Source organism: Flammeovirga sp. EKP202 (genome assembly GCF_014534745.1).
GTDB lineage: Bacteria > Bacteroidota > Bacteroidia > Cytophagales > Flammeovirgaceae > Flammeovirga.
Window position 1 is genome coordinate 26,649 of sequence record NZ_JACVVP010000055.1, and the last position, 24,589, is coordinate 51,237.

The window sequence follows — 24,589 nt, forward strand, 5'->3', positions numbered from 1 at the left end:
TTTATTGAAGGTTATGTATTTTCAGAAAATGAATAATATAAAAACAATAGTTTTTGATTTGTACAATACGTTGATTGAGATAAAAAAGTCGAATCATTTCTTTTTGAAATTATTTAAAACTTCTCAAAGCGGTTTTGGGATGGATGCTTCTTCATACCTGCAACTAGTTATGAAAAATGATGTTGAGGAATTAAAAAGTATTTTGCCTTCTGAATTTTCTAGTTTATATAATGAAAGAACCAGTGATTTAACGAATGAGTTAGACTCTATTATTGTTTACCCTGAGGTAATTGATGTGTTGCGAGATCTAAAACAAGATTTTCGTATTTTCTTGATTTCAAATTTGGCATCACCCTATAAGAAACCTGTTTTCTCTAATAATCTTGACCAGTATTTTGAAAAAATGATTTTTTCTTGTGATTATGGATTTCTTAAACCCGATAATGAAATCTTTAAAGAAATTGAGAAAATTACAGAGGATAAACCAAACGGGATATTGATGATTGGTGATTCTTTTAAGTCAGATATTATTGGAGCTAAAAATATGGGATGGAATTATTTGAAAATTAATCGTAATGCTCCCATTTCAAAAGATTATGAAATAAAAGATTTAAACGAAATAAAAAAACATATAATAACTCTGTAAAACATTATGTACAGTAATAAAACATCGCTTGTTTTGTAATACATTAAACTGTAAATTGGAATTGTCTTTCAACAATCTAACAGCAAACTTAAGGAGAGTTAAGACTACATTTTACTATTGTATAAATGCCATGGTATGATATATATAATTTGACATGGTGATTATTGAATGTTATGGGCCTCATTAAATTAATAAAGTGGATCGGCTTAAGAGGAAAATAGAAAAACCACAATTTGACTTGGCTGAATACGGTATTTTAAATCTTGATAAAAATCGAAATGGATTTGCATGGTTTGGACGTATCAATACATCAATTTCAAAAGTCTCGATAGAATTAACTATTGAAGTGGAAAATCAAAAAGAACCTTCTAATGAACAAATTGATCTGATTAAAGAATTTGAAAAAAGATGGGAAATCACGAGTCGCAAATTATTCGAACACATGGAAGAATGTTTTCGCGATTCGAAATGGGAAAAAGATAAAAATGAATTACAGAAGATGTATTTTTTGTCTGCTATTGATTTAAAAAGAGATAACTCTGAATGGTGGATTGTAATGGAACCAGAATTTGATGTTACTTCCATCTTCAACTTCTTACCAAGATTTACCTTAAAAGACTATGAAATAATTTGGAGTAATTTAAAATAGAAAACGAAGCCCAGCAAGGGACATATTTCACAGGCATTATGTGACGCAATCTGCCTGCATCACCATGCTCGAGTCGTTAGCAGCAAGCAACGTAATCAAATACAATAAATAAACGTCTTTAGACTAATAATCAATAATAAATAGAAGATATGAAAACAAACAGAATTTTACTTTTGGTTTTTGCAGTAATCATGATTTCTTGTAAAAAAAGTAATGACGAAGAATTATCAGTATTGACAACCTTAAAAGGTGAAAGTGGATTGTCTTATAACGAGAGTTTAGAACAATGGACTGAGCTCAAAGACAAAAATGGTAACTCATATATATACCAAACAACTTTCGTTTCATGGACAGGATTCGGTAGTACAACTGAATTAAAGATAGAAGAAGGCGTAGTGACTTCGAGAATTTACCAAGAATTCAAAACAAATGAGACAGATGGACAACGGGAAATTATCGACACGTATACTGAAACAAAGACTAATGTGGGTAGTCATGAAAAAGGTGCAAATCCATTAACCATTGATGACCTCTATCATTCGTGTGCAAGTGAATATTTAACAGTAGACAAGGAGAATAATACATTGCATTTTGAGACTGAATTAGATGGATTGATGACTTTATGCGGATTTGTGCCAGATGGATGTTTGGACGATTGCTTTAGAGGTATAACGATTAATTCTTTCCAATGGATTGACTAATAATGCCAGCTGTCTTTGCATATACTCAACGTTAGAGTAGTGATTAATAGTACTATTAGTCATTACTCTACAAAGAATAAATTAACACTTTTAGACAAAAATGAGAACTAATAAAACGTATTTTTTTATAGCTTTTCTTCTATTTGCTTGTAATTTTCTTTATGGGCAGGATGATCAAATATTTGAAGAAGTAGCTGTTCCTGCGAAATATGAAGGGGGAATGGGTAAGTTTTATCAATGGGCTGGTAAGGAATTAAAATATCCAAAAGATGCACTAGATTCAAAAATTGAAGGTAAAGTTTATGTAAGGTTTATTATAGATGAAAAGGGTCAAGTTATTGATGACTCTATAGAGGTAGTACGTGGCCTAAATGAATCATGTAATAATGAAGCTATTAGAATTTTATCAGTGTGTTCATCATGGACTCCAGCACGAACTCATAAAAATAAAAAGAAAGGGCATAATGTTAAGCAAAGATTAGTTTTACCAATTGTCTTTAAACTCCCTTATAACTAAAACATACTCTAATAATAGCTAATCTACAACCACTGGTCGACGTACCTGCTAATTCTAGTGTAGCATATATATTAGTAAATAATATTGCAATAAAAGATGTATCGAACAATATTCTTATTTTTTGTCACTTTGACGAGTTGTTTTGCTCAAGAACCTGACTTCAATCAAATTAAGAGTGAATATTTGAGTAGATTTTTTTAAAAAATGTGGTGTAAAGAAGGTAATAAAACCCTCACTAATAATGAGATTGATAAATTAATCGGATTAATATATTTAACTAGTTCTTGGACATCTCATCTTATTCAAGGTCATGATTTCAATAAGAAGCGTAATGACAAAGTTTTAAGAAAAACAAATCCAATAGTAAACGGAAAACCACTATATGATTTTTCTAATAATGACGATTACGGACAGTTAACAACACATTTAAATAATAAAAAGGATATAACTCCTGTATTAAACTTATCTCTTAGAATTAGAATAAAGGAAAGATTACCACAATTTCAAAAACCTCTTGATTTTGGTAGAATAGCATGTAAAAAGCTTGGAATGTCAAATATTGATGGAAATGCAGAGGACATTGGAAAGGGATTTTTAGATACTTTTGATAACCCACCTATTGATACGTGGATGATGATAAAATCGAATTTCCAAACTGAATTAGGCGATACATTATTCTATTGGGTCCCTATTGAAGCAGAAGAATTGATGAAACGTTCAATGGAGGAAGAACTATTTAAAAGTAATACATGGTTAGATGAAGAAGATCAGGGTTTGTATGATATAATTAAAGAAAAATTAAAAAATCAAAATCTATAAATCAGCTAAAACAGCACTTTTGTCAGACATATATATATAATGAATAAAGTAATTGTCTAAATTAGAAAATTTGAAGCAAACAAAGATTTTGATGGTCTTGGATGTTATTTAATTGATTTAGCAAAAAATGGTGTTAATCCGATTGAGTATGAGAGTGAATTTAGTAAACACTTTGATTCAGAGGATTGGTATCTTAGGAAAGCTTGTGTATTTTCTCTTCTTTTTGCTTTAAAGATAGATAAGCCTGAATATAGAAGAAAAGCAATTGAATTCGTGAGAAACTCTGATGAAGATACAGAGGTAAGGAGGTGGTCTGCTTCTGGGTTGTCTCAAACATATCAGAAGACTCAAGATAAACAGTTATTAAAACTCTCTTTATAAGCATAGTAGAAAACCTTAACGAGAATAATTCCATCAGAGAAAGTTTATTAAATTCGACATTATTAATTTATGGGTTAACAACAAATGAACAATTGTCAAGAAATAATGATATTCATCCAAATTTAGATATGATGTTAATTACATTTAAGTCTGAAATTAATGAGATTAAAAAAATGATAAAATAATAATCCTTGTAGCTCCATCATAAAATGCCTGTAATTGAAGTATCAACAAACCAAACGATGTAATGAAAGACCGCTTAATTATCCTTTCAGATTTATGGGGAAAAGAAAAAGCTGATTGGTTAACTGATTATACAAGATTTTTAGAACCTGAATTTGATGTTGTGTTCTATGACACTTGCACCATTGGACAAGTAGATAAGTCAGATTATAGTCAAGATCACCTTCATCAACAATTTTTAAATGGAGGAATCGATTTAGCAGTTGAATACCTAGTAGAAAAAGAACAAACTCCGATTGATATTTTAGCATTTAGTATAGGAGGTGCTATAGCTTGGAAATTCGGACTTAAAACCGGAAACATTAAATCATTAACAAGTATATCATCGACAAGATTGAGGAAAGAGACCAAAAGACCAAAAGGTAAAATTGAATTATATTTTGGTGAAAAAGATGAGCATCGCCCTTCAATAGAATGGATGGAAAATATGCAACTTGAATTTACTATCTTACCCAATAAAAGTCATGAGATCTATAGGGAAGCGGAATTTGCAAGAAATTTGAGTAAGAAAATATCAAAACAATAACACTCTAAACTATTCGTAAAGCTGAAGGATATTTTTTAAAACTTGATTGAACCTCACCACCTTTAAGGAATCATAAGATTTAACCTATGAGAGTCCATATTTTCAAATTTTGCATATTAATTTTGAGTCTCTTAGCAACAAAAGCAAACAGTCAAAGTATAGATACGGTTTACTATGGACTAGATGGAATTGTATCTTCTAAAGACTCTGCTTATTTCGTCAGATATGTTACATATGATAACGTATCAAAAAGATACCAATATGAACAATGGTCGTTATTTGATTTATCTCATGGATTTCCAGAAAAAGGAGAATTACTTTCTCTAAACCCCGAAATAATTGATGGAAAAATAGAAAAAATTGATCTTCTTGGAAACAAAGTAAGTTACTTATACAAGAAAAATAAATTTATTGATATTATACATTACTCTAATTCGGGAAATGAATCTATTCCAATTTACCCAAACAATCTTGTTGATCAATCAATTAGTCCAAATGAAATTGTTGAAATAGGTGATAAATTAACTTCTAAACTAGGCCTACAGATAAGCGAGTTGAAGAATAGTAACAAAAGAATATTTATTCAATTTGTAATTGAAAAGGATGGATCTATTTCAAATTGTTCAGTTCGAAATAGTTTTGCATATAAACTTAAACCCTATATCATAAAAGAATTGAACCAAATGAACTTAAAACCTGCTCGGCATAATGGCAGAAATGTTAGAGTACTTGTTTTTTCAATTCTACATTAAAAATGAGGTTAAAAGTCTTCTACCTCCTCATTTAGTACGTTATAATGACCTGTTTTTTTTATCCAAAAATTATCAGTCTTCTACAAAAATGTTTAAGTGATGCAGTCTGTTCATCTCTGATATATATCTTCCAGAAAGATTTGATCCTAATAAAAGCACAAGGCGATTGTTAGTGCTAGTCTATTTCCACAGGGAAAGGACCAGTGATGGCCACTTATGGACCTGAAATGGCAGCAAGAGGGTTTGTATTCTTAGATTTTGACTATTTAGGTATACTTCCATTTGTAGAAGAGATTTACGGATTAGGTGTGTCAAGGTGGTTCCATCATCGTATCGGCTGCTGTAACAGATCACAGAATTACGATAATTGCTATCGTTTTAGGAATGATGGCTGCAGATGGATTCCAGTGTTTGGGCAGAGAAGTAATGTAATATCAAAAGATTTAAAGACTTTAAATCCGAAAGTCAACAAAGCTTATTTTAAGCTACTGAATATTTTATATCCATTAATGAGATTGACCTATAGTAGAAAAAAACATGAGGCTTCTACATTAGAATCAATACCTCAAATTTAGTGTTATTTGATGATGAAATGAAGAGTTGATAATTATTTGTTTTGTAATACATTCAATTGTAAATTGAAATCGTCTTTCAACAATCTAACAGCAAACTAAAAGAAAGTTGAGACTTCATTTTACTATTCAATAATTGTCACGGTATAATAACAAATGTAATGTTAATACCGTGGTTTATTAGATGTTATAAGAAATAGATAATTAGTGTTGTAAATCTCATGAAAAAATTATTGCTCTTACTATTTTTATTAATCCAGTTTACACAAATATTTGGACAGAAACCACCTTTGGGAATTGGTTTTGTTTATGATACAAAAAGTTATGAATATCATGGTCGAATGATGCCAAAGATCTATGATAATAAAGAATTGACAGTTGAATCTAAAAATGTTGAAGCTTATTTTTATAAACCTGACTATGGTTTACTACACTTCTCTTGTATTAGAGTTACAGATAGTTATTACGAGATTTATATTGGTGAAAGTAAGACAGGATTTATTCCTATAAATGAACAATTCGAATTTATTAAATTATCAGAAATGTTAAAGAAATGTTCAGTTAAAAGAATATTATCTACAAATAACCCAATTTTAAATGAACCAAATGGTAATTCTAAAATTGATTATTCATGCCCAAGAGAAAACCTAAAGATAAAAGAGTTAAAATCTATTGGTAATGTAAACTGGATGAAGGTCTATTTTTCAAGAGAATGTGACCCCATGATTACAGAAGAAATGGATGTTACATACGGTTGGATAAAATGGAAAAGTAATAACCAATTACTTGTGGAAATTCTTCCTTATTAAACTAAACTATCATAATAACTAAAAACAGAATGTCTCGGCAACCTTGTCCTTTCTCAGGTTTACCAATTTCTGTTACCTACAATATATCATCATGGAAAAAATAAAATATTTGAAAGGCGATGCTACTTCTCCTCAAGCAAAAGGAGTTAAGATAATAGCACATATTTGTAATGATTTAGGAGGTTGGGGCAAAGGTTTTGTCTTAGCGATTTCCAAAAGATGGAAAGAACCTGAAGCCAATTATCGAAAATGGCACAGAGAAAGATCTAAAAATGATTTTGCACTCGGTAATATTCAGATAATACAAGTGGAAGAATATGTATACGTCTGTAATATGATTGGTCAAAGAGGAATGAAAACAGGAAGTAATGGAGTACCAATAAGGTACGAAGCTGTAAATGATTGCCTAGAAAAGTTATCTATAGTTGCAAAGGACTTAGACGCTTCAGTTCATATGCCTAGAATTGGATGTGGTTTGGCAGGGGGAAAGTGGGAGAAGATTGAACCAATTATTGAGAATACTTTGATAGATAAAGAAATAAAAACGTTTGTGTACGATTTTTAAGAAAACAGATTATAAGTTGCTCGGATAATTGAATTAATAAGGCTTTGAGTTTGCGTGAAATAAAAAGCATGAACTGGAGCTTTAAAACGTAATATGAAACTAATAAACACAATCGAAATTGAGCCTTGGGATTATTCAAAAAATGAATATGACTTACCTTCTAAAACGAAGGCTGAAGATCCTGAAGCTTGGAGTAACTATTGGTTGAAATGTATTTCTGATAGCAACTTACAAAACCTAAAGTCTATTGCACCCGGATCATTTTTAGTTGACATGAAAACTGTTGGAGATTTTGAATTAAAGGTAATTCTTGAAGAAAAACTACAGGATCTTGACCCATCTGAAATTGAGGAATGCTTGGGACGTATTTCAGGCGGAATAGTAATTGTTGAAAATGACAATATTATCGTTGAACCAAACTGTTGTGGGGATCTATCTGACATTCTGAATTGGGAAGAAATTGGAAATGCATCATTCAATAAATGGACAAGCTTGTGGATTGGGCATCCTTGGATTTATTTCAAAAGAACTGACAAGTATATTTCCATATCTGATTTTACCGAAAAAAATCTAGAAGAATTTAAAAGTATCTCGGAAAAGCATAAATTATCAGAAGAAGAGCTTGTGGCCGAAATTAAAATATGTCGAAATGACCAAATCCATTTTGAAAATAGAATAAGTGAAATTTTAGTAGAAATGAATATTAAGAACGCTGACGAAATTGCGAAAATAATGACTGGTGATATTCAGTACACTGTAAACTAAGTTTCCGAATATTTATGGTATTTAGAAATCAGGAGATTTCTGCTGATCTGTAGGACACGAATGACGCTATCGCTTAACATTCGCGCCAGTGGACTTACTACCCACTTCATTTGCTACTTCTTCCCTCGGCCTTGAAGGGAAAAGCGTCAAGAATTTCATGTATTGAGCCGTTAATAATGATTTTGTTGTTTGAGCGCAGCGAGTTTAAAATCATTTAGGCGAGAGAAATGGAATTTAGCTTTTGACTTCAAAGCCTTGAATTTTTTGCTTCGTTTTTGTTTCAAGACAAAAATGAAGAAGAAGGAAGTTTGAAAGTAGATCCTATAAATGCTTGTAGAAAGGTCTATTAAAAGTTGACGATAATTTAGTTTACAATGTATTCAGTAAATGCATATCAATGAAAGAAACACTCCATCCTTCAGTCGAAAAATCTGCTGCATATGGTTTAGAAGTTAAAAAAAATCGAGAATTAATGTTTGGTATATTAAAACAGAATTTATGTAAGGTAAATACTCAAATTTCAAGTCATCATTATAACTATTGTGGTACATGTAAGTCAATAGGGAAATTATATGGGTTGAAGAGTAGAGCTTTCTTGAATAATGATATTGTCTTTTTATCATCATTAATGAATGACCTTTATAATGCAGAGGCAAATAATCAAATATTGAAGAAATCTTGTCTATCATTACCCAAAATAGAAGACTTGACAGACATATTTAGGTATACATCTTCGTTGAACATTTTCTTGTCACACCTTAAACTACAAGATAATTATAATGATAGTGTAGGGACTAAAAAGATAATATCTCTATTAGGAAATTTGATATATAAAGATACTTTTTTAAAGTCGATAAAGAATTTGATGGATATTGGTTTTCCAAATAAGAAAGTTAACAACTACTTAGATCTTAACGAAAAAGTAGAAAAAATACCTGAATTAGCTATTGATAGTTATATTGAACCAACGGCTAGAATAACAGAGTTATGTTTTGAGTTTGGAGCTAACTTGATAAATGTCAGAGCAGAAAAAGTGACAACCATGAAGAAAATTGGATGGAATCTAGGTAGTTTAGTTTATCTTAATGATGTGGTATTAGATTACCCTAAAGATATTCAAGCTAAGAATTTCAACCCAATAATAAAAAGCTCAAAGGTTTCTCTTGAGAAAGTAAAAAACTACTTAGAATCCACAAAAAAAGAATTAATTGTAAATCTAAAATCATTAGGTCTTACACAGAGTTTAGAGTCTCGTTACACTAGAACAATTGGTGAAATACCGATTAGTTATGTTGCTATGGGTTCAAAAAAATCAAAGTTTACAAATGGTTTTGCAGATTTGGAATGTTGTTTAGATTTTTCAGAGATAACGTGTTTTTGTACAGATTCTTGTTGTTCATGTGAAGGTTGTGATTGCGGTGGATGCGACTGTGGAGGATGTGATTGTTAATGTGATTTATAAAAAGTACACAACTACGATTAAAAAGATTGTGTTTAAGTATGATAGTGGCTACCTTCAAGAGGTTTGAAGCTATTCAAATGACGTTTAGAAAATTACTGAATACTTTTTATAAAGCGTATAAGATGAAAGTAAATAACTGATGGTATGGGAAGAGAATATCAAATAATATCATTTGAGTCAGTTGAAAATACTTCTACTGATTCAAAAAGGAATAGGTTTAATGTTGTGGCAATAAAGCTTGATACTAAAAATGAAGTTGAATTAAATAATATCTCATTACCAAGTTATGTTATTAAGGGTGATTTAATAAGATGGTGTGAGCATTATTTTTTCGATGTTATAGATAGTAATGGAGATTTTATATATCGATAAGGATGTGGATAAAGAGGGGGAATTTTCAACATCGCTCTAATGAATCAATGTTTTGAGAAGTTTCACACTTCAAAGAAATAGAACCACTCTCTGATAACTCACGAACAATCTATACTTGTTTTGTAATACATTTAACTGTACCTTGAAACGGTTTTCAACAATCTAGCAGCAAACTTAAGGGACGTTGAAACCACATTTAACTATTGTAAAAATACCAAGGTGTAATCACAAATATAAAGAGACACAGTGGTGTTTATTAGATGTTGGCAATAATTGGTCAAAAGTTTTCTGAAATTCAAAATTTTAAATGCAATAAACATTAAATACAAAAGTAATAATTCATAGAATTTCTTAAGTTGATAAAATTAATATCTAAAATGACAAATACTTTATTTTTAATAGAAAGCTTGATTAGAAGACTTGATTCAGAAGAGGGTTGTAAACTAGAGCAAGAGCCTCCTGTTAAAGACGAAGAATTGCTAGAGTTTGAGAAAGAACATAACGTGTCATTACCAGCTTTATTAAAAGAGTTTTACAAAATCAGTAATGGACTTTATGATGGCTGTTTATTTGAAATGCTTCAACTTAAGGATTTACAAAATTTATTACTTTTTGTAAAAGGCAGTGAAGAAAGAATTAGAATATTATCAGATGGTGGAACAAAGAATTTAACATTGAAGAAAGATGAATATTTAATAAACTATAGTGAAAGTTATTATCATTTTGCAGATTATAACTTCGGAGGTGGACATTGGTTTATCAATTTAGATAAAAATGCCTCAAAGTATGGAGAAATTATATTGTTGTATAGCCATTTGAATAAATATTGTGAATGTGTAGAAAGTATAGAAGAGTTTTTTGCAGAAATAATAGGAAATGAAATTGAACATTTATTAAGATAAAACTAAGCTAACATGGTTCGTTAGCTTGTTACATAAACTATAAATTCAAAATCATTCAAATGAATAACAGACAAATGAAAAGACAAAACGACAAAAGCAAATTTGATTTAATAAAAGATAATGATGAAGAAATCTTATGGGAAAGTAAACCTGAATTTACACCTTTTTTCTTAGTTGGTTTGTATCAAGTTTTATTAGGATTGATTATACCTGCTGTTATTTTTTTTATTTATTATTTCGGGAATTTTGATAGAAATATGGATTCTGGTTATTGGCTTTTCATGCTGGTTTTTATTGCTCCAATACTATCTGGTTTATATCAAACATTCTATAACATATTCAATTACTCTAATACATCATTTGCCTTGACAAATAAAAGAGTAATGTTTAGTTCAGGGTACTCTTTTGTTGATTTCAAGACAATAGATTTAGATAAAATTATAAAATTAGAAGTTGAAACTAATCTTATTGGAAAAATTTTTAAAGTAGGGACAATAAAATTTTTTAGTGGTAGAATAAAAAATAATGTAGGCAGTCCAACAAAACTATATGATGAATGGAGTTCTATAAAAGAGGTATTGACTATTTACAAAATGGTTAAAGAAATTTCGTTTGATTTTCAACACTCAAATATTTCAAAATTTGGAACTAATCTTAGTGACAGTCAAAAAGCTAACTAAACATTAAATTAATGCAAGCTAATAATTTAGGCAAATAACATAGTTTTAATAAATACCTCACCTATTAAACATAAATCAAAATACAGACAAACATTACTATGAATAAAATAATAACTATTACACTTTTAGCATCACTATTGGGACTATTTAGCTTTTCTAAAGGTGAAGAAAAGGAAAAATTGGATGTAAGTAATTCAATACTCGGAATGATACTTTTAGAGAAATCGAACTCCTTAGATATTGAAGGAGTGATAGATGAATTAGAGAATACTTGGAACCTGAAAATTACCACAATAGAAACTGGAGAAGATGCTAGTGTTTTAACAATAGATGGATACCATATTGCAATTGGAAATATATCGTATCCTATTCCTGGAAACGAGGTAAAAGAAACAGCTGAATATAATTACTTATGGAGTAATGCTTACAAAGAAACCAAAAAACATAAAGGACATATTATTTTATCAATAGTAGATGCTGGTAAAAATCCTATCAAAGAAAACATACTATTTAATAAGTTAGCAGCATCTGTATTAAAGAACAGCAAATCAATAGGACTCTATATTGGAGGAAGAACTCTTTTATTGAAAAAGGATTTTTATCTTACAAATACAAATTCAATGTCAGAAAACAATTTACCATTGTATAATTGGATTTATTTTGGATTACGACAGGAAAATGGCAAACAGTCAATTTATACTTATGGACTAGCTGATTTTGGTAAAAAAGAAATGGAAATTATCAATTCTACGAAAAATCATTTAGAGTTAATTGATATGATGTATGGCATCGCAAATTATGTATTGGCATATAATGTTACCCTGAATGACGGAGAAACGATAGGAATGTCAGCGGACCAAAAGCTCAAAATTAGTGAATCAAAGGGGAAGTTTCTCGAAGGCAATACATTAAAGATTGAATTTTAATAACTGCATTCGAGAGTGTTAGAGGTATTCTTTGCATATCGATCGATACATCTGCAGAAATATGTTAAGAGGTTCAGTAATCCAGTTATTAGTTCAAAAAAATCAAATGAAGCTATTCACTAATTTTATTTTATCTAGGCTATTGAAAAAAGCGAATAAGCTAGAATCAAGAGAGGAGTTCCAAAAATCACTAGATCTTCACAAGAAGATTTTGTCTAAAAACCCAAATTATCAAGCTTCTTTAGTGGGTGCTTCTATATGCTTACTCAATCTTGGTCATCATCAGGATGCTCTACAACATATCAATAAAGTAATCAATAATGAAGAAAAACCTGCTTGTTCTCAATATATGATTAGAGCATTAGTTTATGATAAAATGGGTAATTTAGAACGGGCAATAGGTGAACTTGAACAGTTATTGAATAGGGGAGAGTTAGCAAAGGAAAATTTCCCATATTTCGGAGTTAAGTTATTTGAAGCAGGAAAATATCATGACGCTAAACAAATGTTCTATAGAGCTTTGGAGGTCAGTGATAACAGTGAGTTTATAAACTTATGCATTGCTGATTGTTATTCAAAGCTAGGTGAAAATAAAAACCAAAGACAAGTTCTTGAAACTGTAATTAAAAAGAACTCAAACAATGTTACAGCACTTAATAACCTTGGTTTTCTACATTTAAATAATAATGAATATCAGCAGGCATTATTAATTTTGAATAAAGCAATCAAATTGGATCCAAATTATGCCTTTGCCTATAACAATAGGGGATATGCTCAATTAAAAATAGGTGCTTTTGACGAGTCATTTAAAGACATCTCTAAATCAATTGAATTAGACCCCAATAATTCATACGCTTTTCGAAATCTTGCATTATACTATTTGGAACTAAATAAAGTAGATGATGCATTGAAATCATTATACAAATCAAAATCATTAGGCTTTAGAAATAAATATGGTTCTGAAGTGGATGAATTAATCAAGAAATTAGAATTGTAAAGTCCACACGTTGCGGGGTAACTATAGTATTAAGTTAGTGTTGAAATTTATATTCAAATGGGAATTATAATAAAAACCAAAAAGGATTACTTTAGAAGACTACCGCTATTTTTATTTGCGGTCATTGCAGGAGGATTATCACCATTTCTTGTAGGAATTTCTGGCGCTTTATTAACGGAAGCTATTACTGGACAGGATTGTCACGAAGGAAATTGCGGTTGGATGGTATTACCTTGGGCATGTATGATCACGATTCCAATTAGCGCAATTGTTTTTATCGTTTTATCAATTATTGTGGTTATTGATTCTATAAGCTTATTCAAAAAAGAATTGTAATTACATAAATTTTCCTTAATTCGCTTTATGGAAGAAAAACCAAGACTCTCAAGGCTTACGGCAATTATCACTCAGCTTCAATCAAAGAAGATTGTAACAGCAAATTACCTCGCAGAACGACATAATGTAAGTGTGCGAACGATATACCGTGATATACGTACTTTGGAACAATCCGGAATTCCTATTATCACTGAAGAAGGAAAGGGGTATTCTATAATGGAAGGTTATCATCTTCCCCCCGTGGTTTTTTCTGAAGAAGAAGCCAATGCCTTGATCACGGTTGAACAGCTTTTATTGAAAAATAAAGACCAATCGCTTGTAGAAAATGTATCAAGTGCTATTGAAAAAATTAAGGCTATATTAAGATATTCCCAAAAAGGAAATGCAGACTTGCTAGCTGAACGTGTTTATTTTGGTGGGAATAATAAAGAAGAGAAGACGAGTGATAATTTAATGCAAATTCAATCTGCTATCATTCATTACAAAATACTAAAAATCAAATACCATTCTACTAATGATATTACAACAGAAAGGGCAGTAGAACCTTTTGCGGTATACAGTATTAACGGCAACTTTTTAATGATTGCATTTTGCAGATTGCGTAATGACTTCAGAGCGTTCCGAATTGATTTTATTAAAGAACTAATGGTGTTAGAGGAGAATTTTACACCGCATGATATGACAATAAAAGAATATTTTGAGAAATATGTAAAAAATAGTTCTAACCCCTGACATAGGGCTGTCACAACCCCATTTTACCTTTACAACATCATTCATTAAACAAGTAAATAAAATGGAAATTCTTAAAGTAATCATCCTCTCTCTTTCAAGCTTATTACTCATCTTTGTTGGTGCATCTCGTTTACTTTCTCCGGTGAAAGCACTTCTTAAAAACTCAGGAATTACACTCTCAGAAGACGTCAACTTGTTGAACGAAATAAGAGGAGAAAGTGCAGTTATGTTGTGTGGAGGTATTATTATAGGGTTGGGTACTATCGTTAATTCTTTAACAATGACTTCCTTTATTGTTGGAGTACTACTCTTCTTTGGCTTTGCCTTGGGGAGATCTGTGAGTAGAGTAATGGATGGAAAACCAAATAAACAGATTGGGCAGGGATTGGCCTTTGAAATATTCTTTGGGTTGGCGAATGTTATGGGGTTAATTGTATTTTTGTCTTAATGCTGCTCGGCAGAAGTGATAATAGAACCACAAGTGTATTCAATTGGAGAATGTACTTGTGGTTTTTATGTGTTAAATACATTGTAATCTAAATTCCACTACATCACTTTTATTATGTTTCTAAGTTTCAGAAGCAGTGCCATTTCACCTATTTTTCATCCTAATTTTAGCCTCACTTTTACCCATTCTCTAATCCTTCATTTTCAAGCAAAAAACCTTGTTTTACACCATTTTTAAAGTTCTGGGAGCGGTTGCGAACACGGTTTCATTTCAGAAATAAGTGTAAATGTTTGTGATGAAATAGCATTTCGAGGTAAATAGCAGTCGTAGATCAAAAACAAACAATAGAAAATAAATTAGTTCAAAGAATTTTTTTAAAGTAAAGAAATGATGAATACGACTTTAGAATCAAAAGTAACTTTGGGTGATGTAGAACATTTCAAAGGCATTGAAAAAATCAAGTACGAAGGTCCTGAATCTAAGAATCCTTTAGCATTCCGTTTTTATGATGAAAACAGAGTGGTTGCTGGCAAAACAATGAAGGAGCACTTTAAGTTTGCAGGAGCTTACTGGCATAACATGTGTGGCGAAGGTGCTGACCCATTTGGTCCTGGTACTCGTCTATTCCCTTACAGAGATATTAAAGATCCTGTTGAAAAGGCAAAAGTAAAAATGGACTTTGCTTTTGAATTCTTCACAAAGTTAGGATTACCATATTATTGTTTCCATGATTTCGATTTAGTAGACGAAGGTGCTTCTGTATTGGAATCAGAGAAAAGATTAGAAGCAATTGTTGATTACGCAAAGCAAAAACAAGCAGCTTCAGGCGTAAAACTTTTATGGGGTACTGCCAATGCATTCTCTAACCCACGTTATATGAATGGTGCTTCAACAAACCCTGATTTTAACGTTGTAGCACAAGCAGGTACTCAAGTTAAAAATGCTTTAGATGCAACGATCGCTTTAGGTGGTGAAAATTACGTATTCTGGGGTGGTCGTGAAGGTTATATGAGTCTGTTGAATACAGATATGAAGAGAGAGCAAGAGCACATGGCTCAGTTCTTACATATGGCAAAAGATTATGCTAGAAAGCAAGGGTTTACAGGTAACTTCTTTATTGAGCCTAAGCCAGCTGAACCATCAAAACACCAGTATGATTTTGATTCAGCAACTGTATTAGGTTTCTTAAAACAATATGGTTTAGAGAAAGACTTCTTCTTAAACTTAGAAGTAAACCACGCTACTTTAGCAAACCACACTTTCACTCACGAATTGCAAGTGGCAGTAGATGCTGGTAAATTAGGATCTATTGATGCAAACAGAGGTGATTACCAAAATGGTTGGGATACTGATCAGTTCCCGAACAACTTGTATGAAATCATTGAAGCGATGTTAATCATCCTTCCTGCTGGTGGTTTCCAAGGTGGTGGAGTTAACTTTGATGCAAAAGTGAGAAGAAACTCAACTGATCTTGCAGATATGTTCTACGCTCACATTGGTGGTATGGATATTTTCGCAAGAGCATTATTAATTGCAAATGATATTTTAGAAAACTCAGAATATAACCAATTACGTACCGATCGTTACTCGTCGTTCGATAGTGGTGAAGGTAAATTATTCGAAGAGGGTAAATTATCATTAGAAGACTTAAGAAACATTGCTATTAAAACAGGTGAACCTGTTCCTACGAGCGGTCGTCAGGAATACTTCGAGAACCTGATTAATATGTATATTTAATGAAGGTTAGAAGGACAGTTGGTGTGCAATCATCAATTGTCCTTTCTTTACAAACTACTCCGTCAGAGTAGAACTACTATTCAAAAGCAACTATAAACAGCTCCCTTTTCATGGGATCAAGTTCAACAGTAAGGGTGGTCAATCATCATTTATATCCACTCATTACTGCAAATACAATTGTCCTTACGCTTAATCAAAGAGTAAAACAGAAATTAACACTTTATTAGACAGGATCGTGAAATGATCTGATAAAGACTTTAAACTACAGAATGAAACTGAAATGGAAGAGAATCTAGTACTTAAAAACAACGAATCTGAAGAAGCAACTTTAAACAACGGAAAAGTTGACTTTAAATTTATACTCATCGTAACTCTGGTAGCAGCACTCGGTGGACTGCTCTTTGGTTATGATACCGCTGTGATTTCCGGTGCGATTGGATCATTAGAAACGTTCTTTAATTTAACAGCAGCACAAAAAGGTTGGGCCGCGTCAAGTGCCTTGGTGGGATGTATTGTTGGAGCAGGTATGGCCGGACGATTAGCGAATCAATTAGGCAGAAAAAAATCACTGATTATCGCAGGAGTTTTATTCTTTATTTCTGCATTTGGTTCAGCAATTCCAGAATCATTTACAACCTTTATTATTTTTAGAATTATTGGAGGTGTTGGTGTAGGTATTGCCTCAATGTTGTCTCCTATGTATATCGCCGAAATTGCACCATCTGAATACAGAGGACGATTAGTTTCTTGTAATCAGTTTGCCATTATTTTTGGTATGTTGGTGGTTTATTTTGTGAATTATTATATCGCTTTACAAGGTGATTCTTCATGGAATGAAACAGTAGGTTGGCGTTGGATGTTTGGTTCTGAATGTATTCCTGCAGTCTTATTTACAGGTTTATTATTTACAGTTCCTGAAAGTCCTCGTTGGTTAGTAATGAAAAATAGAGAGCAGGAAGCGAAAACTATTTTAGAGAAAATTTCGCCCAATGCATCATTAAAAATAAATGAAATCAAGCACTCTTTACATCAAGATCAAAACCAAGAAAAAGTAAGTATTACGAAGCAACCTTTCTTGATGATTGTTTGTATAGGTGTTGCGTTATCAGTATTTCAACAAATCACGGGTATTAATGTATTCCTTTATTATGCACCAGAAATTTTCAAGCAATTAGGTGGTGGTAATACAGATACAGCGTTGTTACAGACTATCGTGGTTGGAGCAGTGAACTTATTATTTACAGTAATTGCCATCTTCTCAGTAGACCGCTTTGGTAGAAAGCCACTGATGATGATTGGTGCATTAGGTATGGGAGTTTGTATTTCAGCAATTGGTACAGCGGCGTATTTTGGTAACACTGACGTTTGGTTATTAGCATTCGTATTAGGATACATTGCTTGTTTTGCCCTGTCATTAGGACCAGTTACTTGGGTATTGCTTTCAGAAATCTTCCCCAATGCTATCCGTTCAACAGGTTTAGCAATTGCTGTAGCATTCCAGTGGATATTTAACTTTATAGTTTCTCAAACATTCCCAATGATGATGGATAATGATTATTTATTCTCCACTTTCCACGGCGCATTTCCATTCTGGGTATATGGAGCAATGTGTTTAGTGACCATTCTTTTTGTTTGGAAAATGGTTCCAGAAACGAAAGGAAAATCATTAGAGGAAATGGAAACAATTTGGGATAAAAAATAACAAATGATATGCAGTTTTTAGGTTTAGATATAGGAAGTTCTTCCGTAAAAGTTTCAGCAGTAAATGAGAAGGGTGAAGTGGTAGCTTCAGCACAGTACCCTGATCAGGAAATGAAGATTGATGCACCTCAACCTGGTTTTGCAGAGCAAGATCCAGCAATGTGGTGGGATGCGGTTCAACAAGGTATTGCAAGGCTACACAAGGATGCAAAATTTACACCTAACGAAATTGGAGCAATTGGTATCACTTACCAAATGCATGGTTTGGTGATGGTCGATGAGCAACAGGAAGTCATTCGTCCTTCTATCATTTGGTGTGATAGCCGAGCAGTAAGTATAGGTGAGGAAGCTTTTAAAGCTTTGGGAGACAAATTCTGCCTAGAAAACTTCATGAATTCACCGGGTAATTTTACAGCATCAAAGCTGAAATGGGTGAAAGAAAATGAGCCTGAGAATATGGAGAAGTGTTATAAATTTATGCTTCCAGGTGACTATATCGCCATGAAACTTTCAGGAGTCATTAATACTACAATTGGAGGTTTGTCTGAAGGAATTCTTTGGAATTTTAAAGAAAACAGACTGAATACGGAACTATTGGAGCATTATGGTATTCCATTTAACCTAGTTCCAGAAGTGAAAAACACTTTTGATCAACACTCTTTAGTAACAGAAGAAGTAGCAGCTCAATTAGGGTTAAATGCAGGTATTCCGATTACTTACAAAGCGGGTGATCAACCTAATAATGCCTTGTCATTAAATGTATTGAATCCTGGTGAAATCGCAGCTACTGGCGGTACGTCAGGTGTGGTGTATGGTGTAACGGAAGATACAAAATGCGATTTAAAATCTCGTGTAAATCCTTTTGCTCATGTTAACCATAGAGAAGACCTTAACCGTTTAGGCGTGTTACTATGTATCAACGGTACAGGTATTGCGAACTCGTGGTTGCAGAAAAACATTGCGTCCAATTGTTCTTATGAAGAGCTTAATGAATTAGCGGCTCAGTCTCCGATTGGTAGTAATGGTGTGATCTATTTACCATTTGGAAATGGAGCAGAGCGTGTGTTAGAAAATCAATCCATTGGAGCAAGTTATGCTGGATTAGATTTCAACAGACATGGACAAAAAGACATGATTCGTGCCACTCAAGAAGGGATTGTATTCTCATTCCAGTATGGTATTGAAGTAATGCAGGAAATGGGATTGGCTCCAAAAGTGATTAGAGCAGGTCATGCCAACATGTTCTTAAGTCCACTCTTCAGACAGACATTAGCGAACATTGCAGACGCACCTATTGAGTTAGTGAATACTGATGGGGCAAGAGGTGCAGCGACAGCATCAGCCGTAGGATCAGGTCATTTCAACTCTTTTGAGGAAGCGTTTGAATCTCTTAAAGTGATCGAGACGATTTACCCTCAGAAAGAGGCACAAGAAGAAACGAAGAAAGCTTACCAACTTTGGAAGAAAGAATTAGTTAAGCATTTGAATATAGATCAGAATATTTTACAATCTAATTAAACAAAACAATGAAATTTTTTATTGATACTGCGAACTTAAACGATATTGAGCAAGCATACGATATGGGTATTTTAGATGGTGTAACAACTAATCCATCTTTAATGGCAAAAGAGAATATCGTAGGAGAAGAGAATATTATTGCTCATTACAAAAAAATCTGTGATATCGTTGAAGACAAAGTTTCTGCAGAGGTATTGTCAACAGATTTAGAGGGAATGATCAAAGAAGGTGAAATGTTAGCAAGTATTTCTCCAAAAATCGTTGTGAAAATTCCAATGATTAAAGATGGTCTGAAAGCAATCAAACATTTTGCGAAGAAAGGGATCAGAACTAACTGTACATTAATTTTTTCTGCAGGTCAAGCATTATTAGCAGCTAAAGCAGGTGCTACCTATGTTTCTCCATTCATCGGTAGATTAGATGATGTTTCACAAGATGGTATGTTATTGATTGAAGAAATTAAAACAATTTTTGATCAATATCCTGAGCAATTAAGTACTGAAATTTTAGCAGCTTCAGTTCGTCATTCAATGCATTTATTGAATTGTGCAAAAGTAGGTGCTGACGTAGTTACATGTCCATTGAAAGTATTTGAGGCATTATTAAATCACCCTCTTACGGACAAAGGTTTAGCACAATTTATCAAAGATGCTGAATCAATGACCGCTACTGTTGAAGCTTAATTGACAGTGTCAGCTATAATAAAATGTGGCATAGAACACTTGTTATACATACTTTATAGCCGATTAAATACTAAATATTACTACTAAATAAAAGTGAGGGATGAAGAGGAGTTGTACTTTGATTTTATCTCTCACTTTGACTATTCACTCTTTATTAGAAAGATAATGACATCAATAGAAACGAAGTGTGCGGATAATATAAGAATTCTATCAGCAGCAATGGTAGAAAAAGCAAAATCAGGTCACCCAGGAGGTGCGATGGGTGGTGCTGATTTTATAAATATACTTTACAGCGAATATTTAAAGTTTGATCCACAAGATCCACATTGGCATGCAAGAGATCGCTTTTTCTTAGATCCAGGACATATGTCTGCCATGCTTTATGGTCAATTGGCATTGTTGGGGAAATATTCAATCGAAGAACTAAAGCAGTTTAGACAGTGGGGAAGCCCTACTTCTGGTCATCCAGAGGTAGATGTAGATCGTATGATTGAGAATACATCAGGGCCGTTAGGACAAGGGCACGTATTTGCCGTTGGTTCTGCTATCTCGGAGCGTTTTTTAGCTTCAAGATTTGGTAAAGTGGTGGAGCATAAAACCTATGCTTATATTTCTGATGGAGGTATTCAAGAAGAAATTTCACAAGGTGCAGGTAGAATCGCAGGTCACTTAGGATTAAGCAACCTTATATTATTCTATGATGCGAATGATATTCAGCTTTCAACTACTGTAGAAGAAGTAACGACAGAAGATACAGCTAAAAAGTATGAAGCTTGGCACTGGAATGTCATTACAATTAATGGTAATGATTCTAATGAGATTAGAAAGGCGTTAGATAAAGCACATGCTGAAACTGAAAGACCTACTTTGATTATTGGTAAAACAATAATGGGTAAAGGTGCAGTTCAAGAAGGAGGAGAGAATTTTGAAGGGAAGTGTTCTACACACGGTCAGCCACTTTCAAAGTCAGGTGCAAGTTTCGAGCAAACGATTAAAAATTTAGGAGGCGATCCTGAAAATGCTTTCGAAATTTTTGATGAAGTGGCATCATACTATGAGAAAGTAATTGAAATCAAAACTGATTTAGCAAAGAAAGCAAAAGCAGAAGAGGAAGGTTGGAAAAACGATTACCCTCAGTTAGCGGAGAAATTAGAAAAATTCTATGCTAGAGATACTACAGCTGTAGATTGGGCAAACATCACTCAAGTGGATGGTGCAGCAACAAGAGCCGCTTCAGGAAAAGTAATGTCTCATTTGGCAACTCGCTTAGATAACATGATTGTGGCTTCTGCAGATTTAGCAGATAGTGATAAAACGGAAGCGTTCTTAAAGAAAACAACAGCATTCCAAAAGGGTGATTTCTCTGGTGCATTCTTACAAGCTGGTGTATCTGAGTTGACAATGGCAGCCATTATGGTAGGTATGGGCTTACATGGAGGTGTGATTCCAGTTTGTGCAACTTTCTTTGTGTTCTCGGATTACATGAAGCCGGTATTAAGAATTGCCTCTCTGATGAAAACACCAGTGATCTTTATGTGGACACATGATTCATTTAGAGTAGGTGAAGATGGACCAACCCATCAACCTATTGAGCAAGAAGCACAATTAAGATTATTAGAGAAATTAAAAAATCACTCCGGCAAACGTAGCTTTATTGCATTGCGCCCAGCGGATTGTTATGAAACAACAGAAGCGTGGAAGTTTGCCATAGAATCAGTTGATCGTCCTGTTGGTTTGATTTTCTCAAGACAAAATATCAATGAAGTAGCACCAAGTGCACAACGTCTTGAAGACCAATCAAAACTAAGCAAGGGTGGATATATTGCTGTTCAAAATAATGAATCAGTAGATATTCAATTAATAGCAAATGGTTCAGAAGTAGGTACACTTGCTGAAGTGGCCAAAATACTGAAATCTAAATATGATCTTTCTTCAAAAGTGGTTTCTGTTCCTTCAGAAGGATTATTCAGAGATCAACCAAAAGAATATCAAAATGAAGTGATTTCAGAAGGTGTTAAATCTGTTGGTTTAACGGCTGGACTTCCAATTACATTAGAGCAATTAGTAGAGGGAGAGGTGTATGGTTTAGACCACTTTGGATATTCAGCACCAGCATCTGTATTGGACGAAAAATTTGGTTTCAATCCAGAAGGTTTAGCAGAGAAAATTGTTCAAAAATTAGAAATGGTTTAATAAGCAAAATAGATTCTGCGATAAGAATGTAGGAAAGGGATTTATCATTCACGAAACCTAAGCCAAGTAAATACCTTTCCGGTTTTACTCTGTAAAAATGGGCCTTTTTTGAGGGCCCATTTTTTTATATGTGGTATTGATAAATAATTAAATAACCTTATTATGAAAAAAAATGTTATAGAAATATTATTGGTAGCAATTTCTTTCTCAATTTTCAGCTGCCAAAAAGAGCATAAATACGCTGAAGCTACATTTGGCTCAGATGTTCAATTCTTGAAAAAATACATTGATGATTTAATTATACTTGGTGAAGGAAGTCACCTTGTAGCAATTTCTCCAAAATATCAAGGAAGAGTTTTCACTTCGACAACAAGCGGCTATAGCGGTCGTAGTATTGGTTATTTTGATAAAAAATTGATAGCATCTCCTGTTGGTTTAAAGAAATTGTCAAAAATTGGTGGAGAATCAAGAATGTGGTTTGGACCAGAGGTAGGTGATTTTTCAATTTTTTTTCCGCCTAATGTCGAAAGGTCAGGTGAAAATATGCAAATCAGTCTTGACCTAGATACACTTACTTTTAATACAGACAAAACAACATTTTACCAATCTATCTCATCCAACTTAATGGTAATTGATAATGCATTTGGTACAAGGTTCAATGTCAAAACTGAAAGGAAAATAGTTTTTAATAAAAAGTATTTTATAGAAAAAAAACTTGATATTCAGATTCCAGAAAAAGTTTCTTTTGTAAGCTTTTCCGCAACTACTACCTTAGAAAATCTTGACAATCACCAATGGAAAAAAGAAACAGGTCTCTTACCAATTTGGGAAATAGGATGTATGCACCCTTCCAATAATCAATGGGCCATTGTGCCTTCTAAATCAATTGATTTGGATACTGTTACAAATTATTTTTCACCTCAAAAAGACAGAGTATTCTTGAAGAGTGGTGTAGCATTTTATAAAACAGATGCTAAATATTTAAATAAAATGGGGATGCCTAAAGAAGATATCAAACCTATAATGGGAAGCTACTCCCCAGAGTTTAACTTATTAAACATCGTCACTTATTCTTTCAGTAATGACAGCTTATACGTTAGTTCTGATTGGGAATCTTCTAAAAACTATAAGGGAGATGTGATGAACATTTTTAATGGAGAAGTGAATCCCGAATTAGATCGCAATTACCCCTTTTTTGAATTTGAATCATTTTCTGCTGCAAAGGAATTAAAACCAAATGAAAAATTACGACACGTGCAATCAATCTATCATTTTGAAGGAGGTAAAGATGATTTAGACCTTATTTGTAAAAAAGTGTTAGGTGTAGAATTATCGCAGTTGCCTTATTAAAAAATAGAATAATGATACTAGGGAGCAGAATTTAGAAGAATAAAAGCAAAGAAGGTATTTAAAGGTAATTTTAGTCGGATACTTATAACCAAATAGTAATATACAGTAAATAAATGATTCATAAAGCACTACTACTTTTGTGCTGTTCATTACTTAAGGTAAGAATGAATAGAGCGTGTTATTATTCTGTATTGATGAATTTAAACAGGTATCAAATATATTCAATTAACAATTTACCTTTTTAGCAGAATTTCCAGTTCTGACTTTTTAGTATAACGTATAAATTTTTAGATGTGCACTCAACTCCTCAGTTTTATTGAGGAGTTTTGTTTTTTATAAAACTTTAAGAAAGTAAGTACAAATTCAAAATTATCTATAATTAATTTTTGACTTTGTACTTATTTTGGTTAATATTTTGTGAGCAGATTATTTGTAGTAATAGAATAAACCTTGAACCATTTTTTTGTATGAAGTCATTTAAAAATTAAAGTTAACTTTTAATCGGTTTCTCAAAAACATACTCATAAATGTATAGTTACCCCAGTAGTTCGGACTGTCTAAGCAGAAAAGATAATTATCTTTTTTTGAGAGATTCAGCTTCAAACCT

At 32.6% G+C, this 24,589-nt stretch carries 26 protein-coding genes; all 26 read left to right on the forward strand.

The features are described 5' to 3' along the window. The first annotated feature begins 28 nt into the window (after positions 1 to 28). On the forward strand, positions 29 to 646 hold the full coding sequence (locus IC221_RS24095) for an HAD family hydrolase (RefSeq protein ID WP_188171399.1): 618 nt from the start codon (positions 29 to 31) through the stop codon (positions 644 to 646). 196 nt (positions 647 to 842) lie between these two features. Further along, entirely contained in the window at positions 843 to 1,295 is a 453-nt protein-coding gene (locus IC221_RS24100; protein ID WP_188171400.1) for a hypothetical protein, read from the forward strand. A 149-nt stretch (positions 1,296 to 1,444) separates the two neighbouring features. Then, positions 1,445 to 1,996, forward strand: a complete 552-nt coding sequence (locus tag IC221_RS24105; protein WP_188171401.1) for a hypothetical protein — start codon at positions 1,445 to 1,447, stop codon at positions 1,994 to 1,996. 100 nt (positions 1,997 to 2,096) lie between these two features. Next, positions 2,097 to 2,513 carry an energy transducer TonB gene (locus tag IC221_RS24110; protein WP_188171402.1) on the forward strand — a complete coding sequence of 139 codons (417 nt, stop codon included), beginning with the start codon at positions 2,097 to 2,099 and terminating at the stop codon, positions 2,511 to 2,513. Between the two features lie 204 nt (positions 2,514 to 2,717). Beyond that, positions 2,718 to 3,332, forward strand: coding sequence for a hypothetical protein (locus tag IC221_RS24115; protein WP_188171403.1), 615 nt, complete (start codon positions 2,718 to 2,720; stop codon positions 3,330 to 3,332). Between the two features lie 628 nt (positions 3,333 to 3,960). Then, positions 3,961 to 4,482, forward strand: a complete 522-nt coding sequence (locus IC221_RS24120) for an alpha/beta hydrolase (protein WP_188171404.1) — start codon at positions 3,961 to 3,963, stop codon at positions 4,480 to 4,482. Between the two features lie 86 nt (positions 4,483 to 4,568). Continuing rightward, complete coding sequence (locus IC221_RS24125; RefSeq protein WP_223241471.1) at positions 4,569 to 5,234, forward strand: energy transducer TonB; 666 nt, start codon at positions 4,569 to 4,571, stop codon at positions 5,232 to 5,234. A gap of 206 nt (positions 5,235 to 5,440) precedes the next feature. Continuing rightward, positions 5,441 to 5,809: a hypothetical protein gene (locus IC221_RS24130; RefSeq protein ID WP_188171406.1), complete on the forward strand. Its 369-nt coding sequence runs from the start codon at positions 5,441 to 5,443 to the stop codon at positions 5,807 to 5,809. A 218-nt stretch (positions 5,810 to 6,027) separates the two neighbouring features. Then, a complete protein-coding gene (locus IC221_RS24135; protein ID WP_188171407.1) occupies positions 6,028 to 6,615 on the forward strand; it encodes a hypothetical protein in 588 nt (195 codons plus the stop codon). A gap of 91 nt (positions 6,616 to 6,706) precedes the next feature. Then, positions 6,707 to 7,180, forward strand: coding sequence for a macro domain-containing protein (locus IC221_RS24140; protein ID WP_188171408.1), 474 nt, complete (start codon positions 6,707 to 6,709; stop codon positions 7,178 to 7,180). Between the two features lie 93 nt (positions 7,181 to 7,273). Beyond that, positions 7,274 to 7,945: a hypothetical protein gene (locus IC221_RS24145; RefSeq protein WP_188171409.1), complete on the forward strand. Its 672-nt coding sequence runs from the start codon at positions 7,274 to 7,276 to the stop codon at positions 7,943 to 7,945. Between the two features lie 397 nt (positions 7,946 to 8,342). Further along, on the forward strand, positions 8,343 to 9,395 hold the full coding sequence (locus tag IC221_RS24150; RefSeq protein ID WP_188171410.1) for a DUF5685 family protein: 1,053 nt from the start codon (positions 8,343 to 8,345) through the stop codon (positions 9,393 to 9,395). A gap of 156 nt (positions 9,396 to 9,551) precedes the next feature. After that, the gene (locus tag IC221_RS24155; protein WP_188171411.1) at positions 9,552 to 9,779 is read left to right on the forward strand and encodes a hypothetical protein; all 228 of its coding nucleotides are present in this window, start codon (positions 9,552 to 9,554) and stop codon (positions 9,777 to 9,779) included. 377 nt (positions 9,780 to 10,156) lie between these two features. Further along, positions 10,157 to 10,681 (forward strand): SMI1/KNR4 family protein, encoded by a 525-nt coding sequence (locus IC221_RS24160; protein ID WP_188171412.1) that lies wholly within the window; start codon positions 10,157 to 10,159, stop codon positions 10,679 to 10,681. 74 nt (positions 10,682 to 10,755) lie between these two features. Next, on the forward strand, positions 10,756 to 11,361 hold the full coding sequence (locus tag IC221_RS24165; protein WP_188171413.1) for a PH domain-containing protein: 606 nt from the start codon (positions 10,756 to 10,758) through the stop codon (positions 11,359 to 11,361). Between the two features lie 98 nt (positions 11,362 to 11,459). Beyond that, entirely contained in the window at positions 11,460 to 12,287 is an 828-nt protein-coding gene (locus IC221_RS24170; RefSeq protein ID WP_223241472.1) for a DUF4261 domain-containing protein, read from the forward strand. A gap of 106 nt (positions 12,288 to 12,393) precedes the next feature. Continuing rightward, positions 12,394 to 13,284, forward strand: a complete 891-nt coding sequence (locus tag IC221_RS24175; protein ID WP_188171414.1) for a tetratricopeptide repeat protein — start codon at positions 12,394 to 12,396, stop codon at positions 13,282 to 13,284. A 57-nt stretch (positions 13,285 to 13,341) separates the two neighbouring features. Further along, complete coding sequence (locus IC221_RS24180) at positions 13,342 to 13,620, forward strand: hypothetical protein (protein WP_188171415.1); 279 nt, start codon at positions 13,342 to 13,344, stop codon at positions 13,618 to 13,620. Between the two features lie 27 nt (positions 13,621 to 13,647). Continuing rightward, entirely contained in the window at positions 13,648 to 14,352 is a 705-nt protein-coding gene (locus IC221_RS24185; protein ID WP_188171416.1) for a YafY family protein, read from the forward strand. A 61-nt stretch (positions 14,353 to 14,413) separates the two neighbouring features. Beyond that, on the forward strand, positions 14,414 to 14,800 hold the full coding sequence (locus tag IC221_RS24190; protein WP_188171417.1) for a DUF4345 family protein: 387 nt from the start codon (positions 14,414 to 14,416) through the stop codon (positions 14,798 to 14,800). 387 nt (positions 14,801 to 15,187) lie between these two features. Then, on the forward strand, positions 15,188 to 16,537 hold the full coding sequence (gene xylA, locus IC221_RS24195) for a xylose isomerase (RefSeq protein ID WP_223241473.1): 1,350 nt from the start codon (positions 15,188 to 15,190) through the stop codon (positions 16,535 to 16,537). A gap of 280 nt (positions 16,538 to 16,817) precedes the next feature. After that, on the forward strand, positions 16,818 to 18,239 hold the full coding sequence (gene xylE, locus IC221_RS24200) for a D-xylose transporter XylE (protein ID WP_188171418.1): 1,422 nt from the start codon (positions 16,818 to 16,820) through the stop codon (positions 18,237 to 18,239). 8 nt (positions 18,240 to 18,247) lie between these two features. Beyond that, a complete protein-coding gene (locus IC221_RS24205; protein ID WP_188171419.1) occupies positions 18,248 to 19,756 on the forward strand; it encodes a xylulokinase in 1,509 nt (502 codons plus the stop codon). Between the two features lie 8 nt (positions 19,757 to 19,764). Then, positions 19,765 to 20,439: a fructose-6-phosphate aldolase gene (gene fsa / locus IC221_RS24210; protein WP_188171420.1), complete on the forward strand. Its 675-nt coding sequence runs from the start codon at positions 19,765 to 19,767 to the stop codon at positions 20,437 to 20,439. A 165-nt stretch (positions 20,440 to 20,604) separates the two neighbouring features. Next, complete coding sequence (locus IC221_RS24215; protein WP_188171421.1) at positions 20,605 to 22,632, forward strand: transketolase; 2,028 nt, start codon at positions 20,605 to 20,607, stop codon at positions 22,630 to 22,632. Between the two features lie 162 nt (positions 22,633 to 22,794). Then, positions 22,795 to 23,982 (forward strand): DUF6786 family protein, encoded by a 1,188-nt coding sequence (locus tag IC221_RS24220; RefSeq protein WP_188171422.1) that lies wholly within the window; start codon positions 22,795 to 22,797, stop codon positions 23,980 to 23,982. Positions 23,983 to 24,589 lie beyond the last annotated feature (607 nt).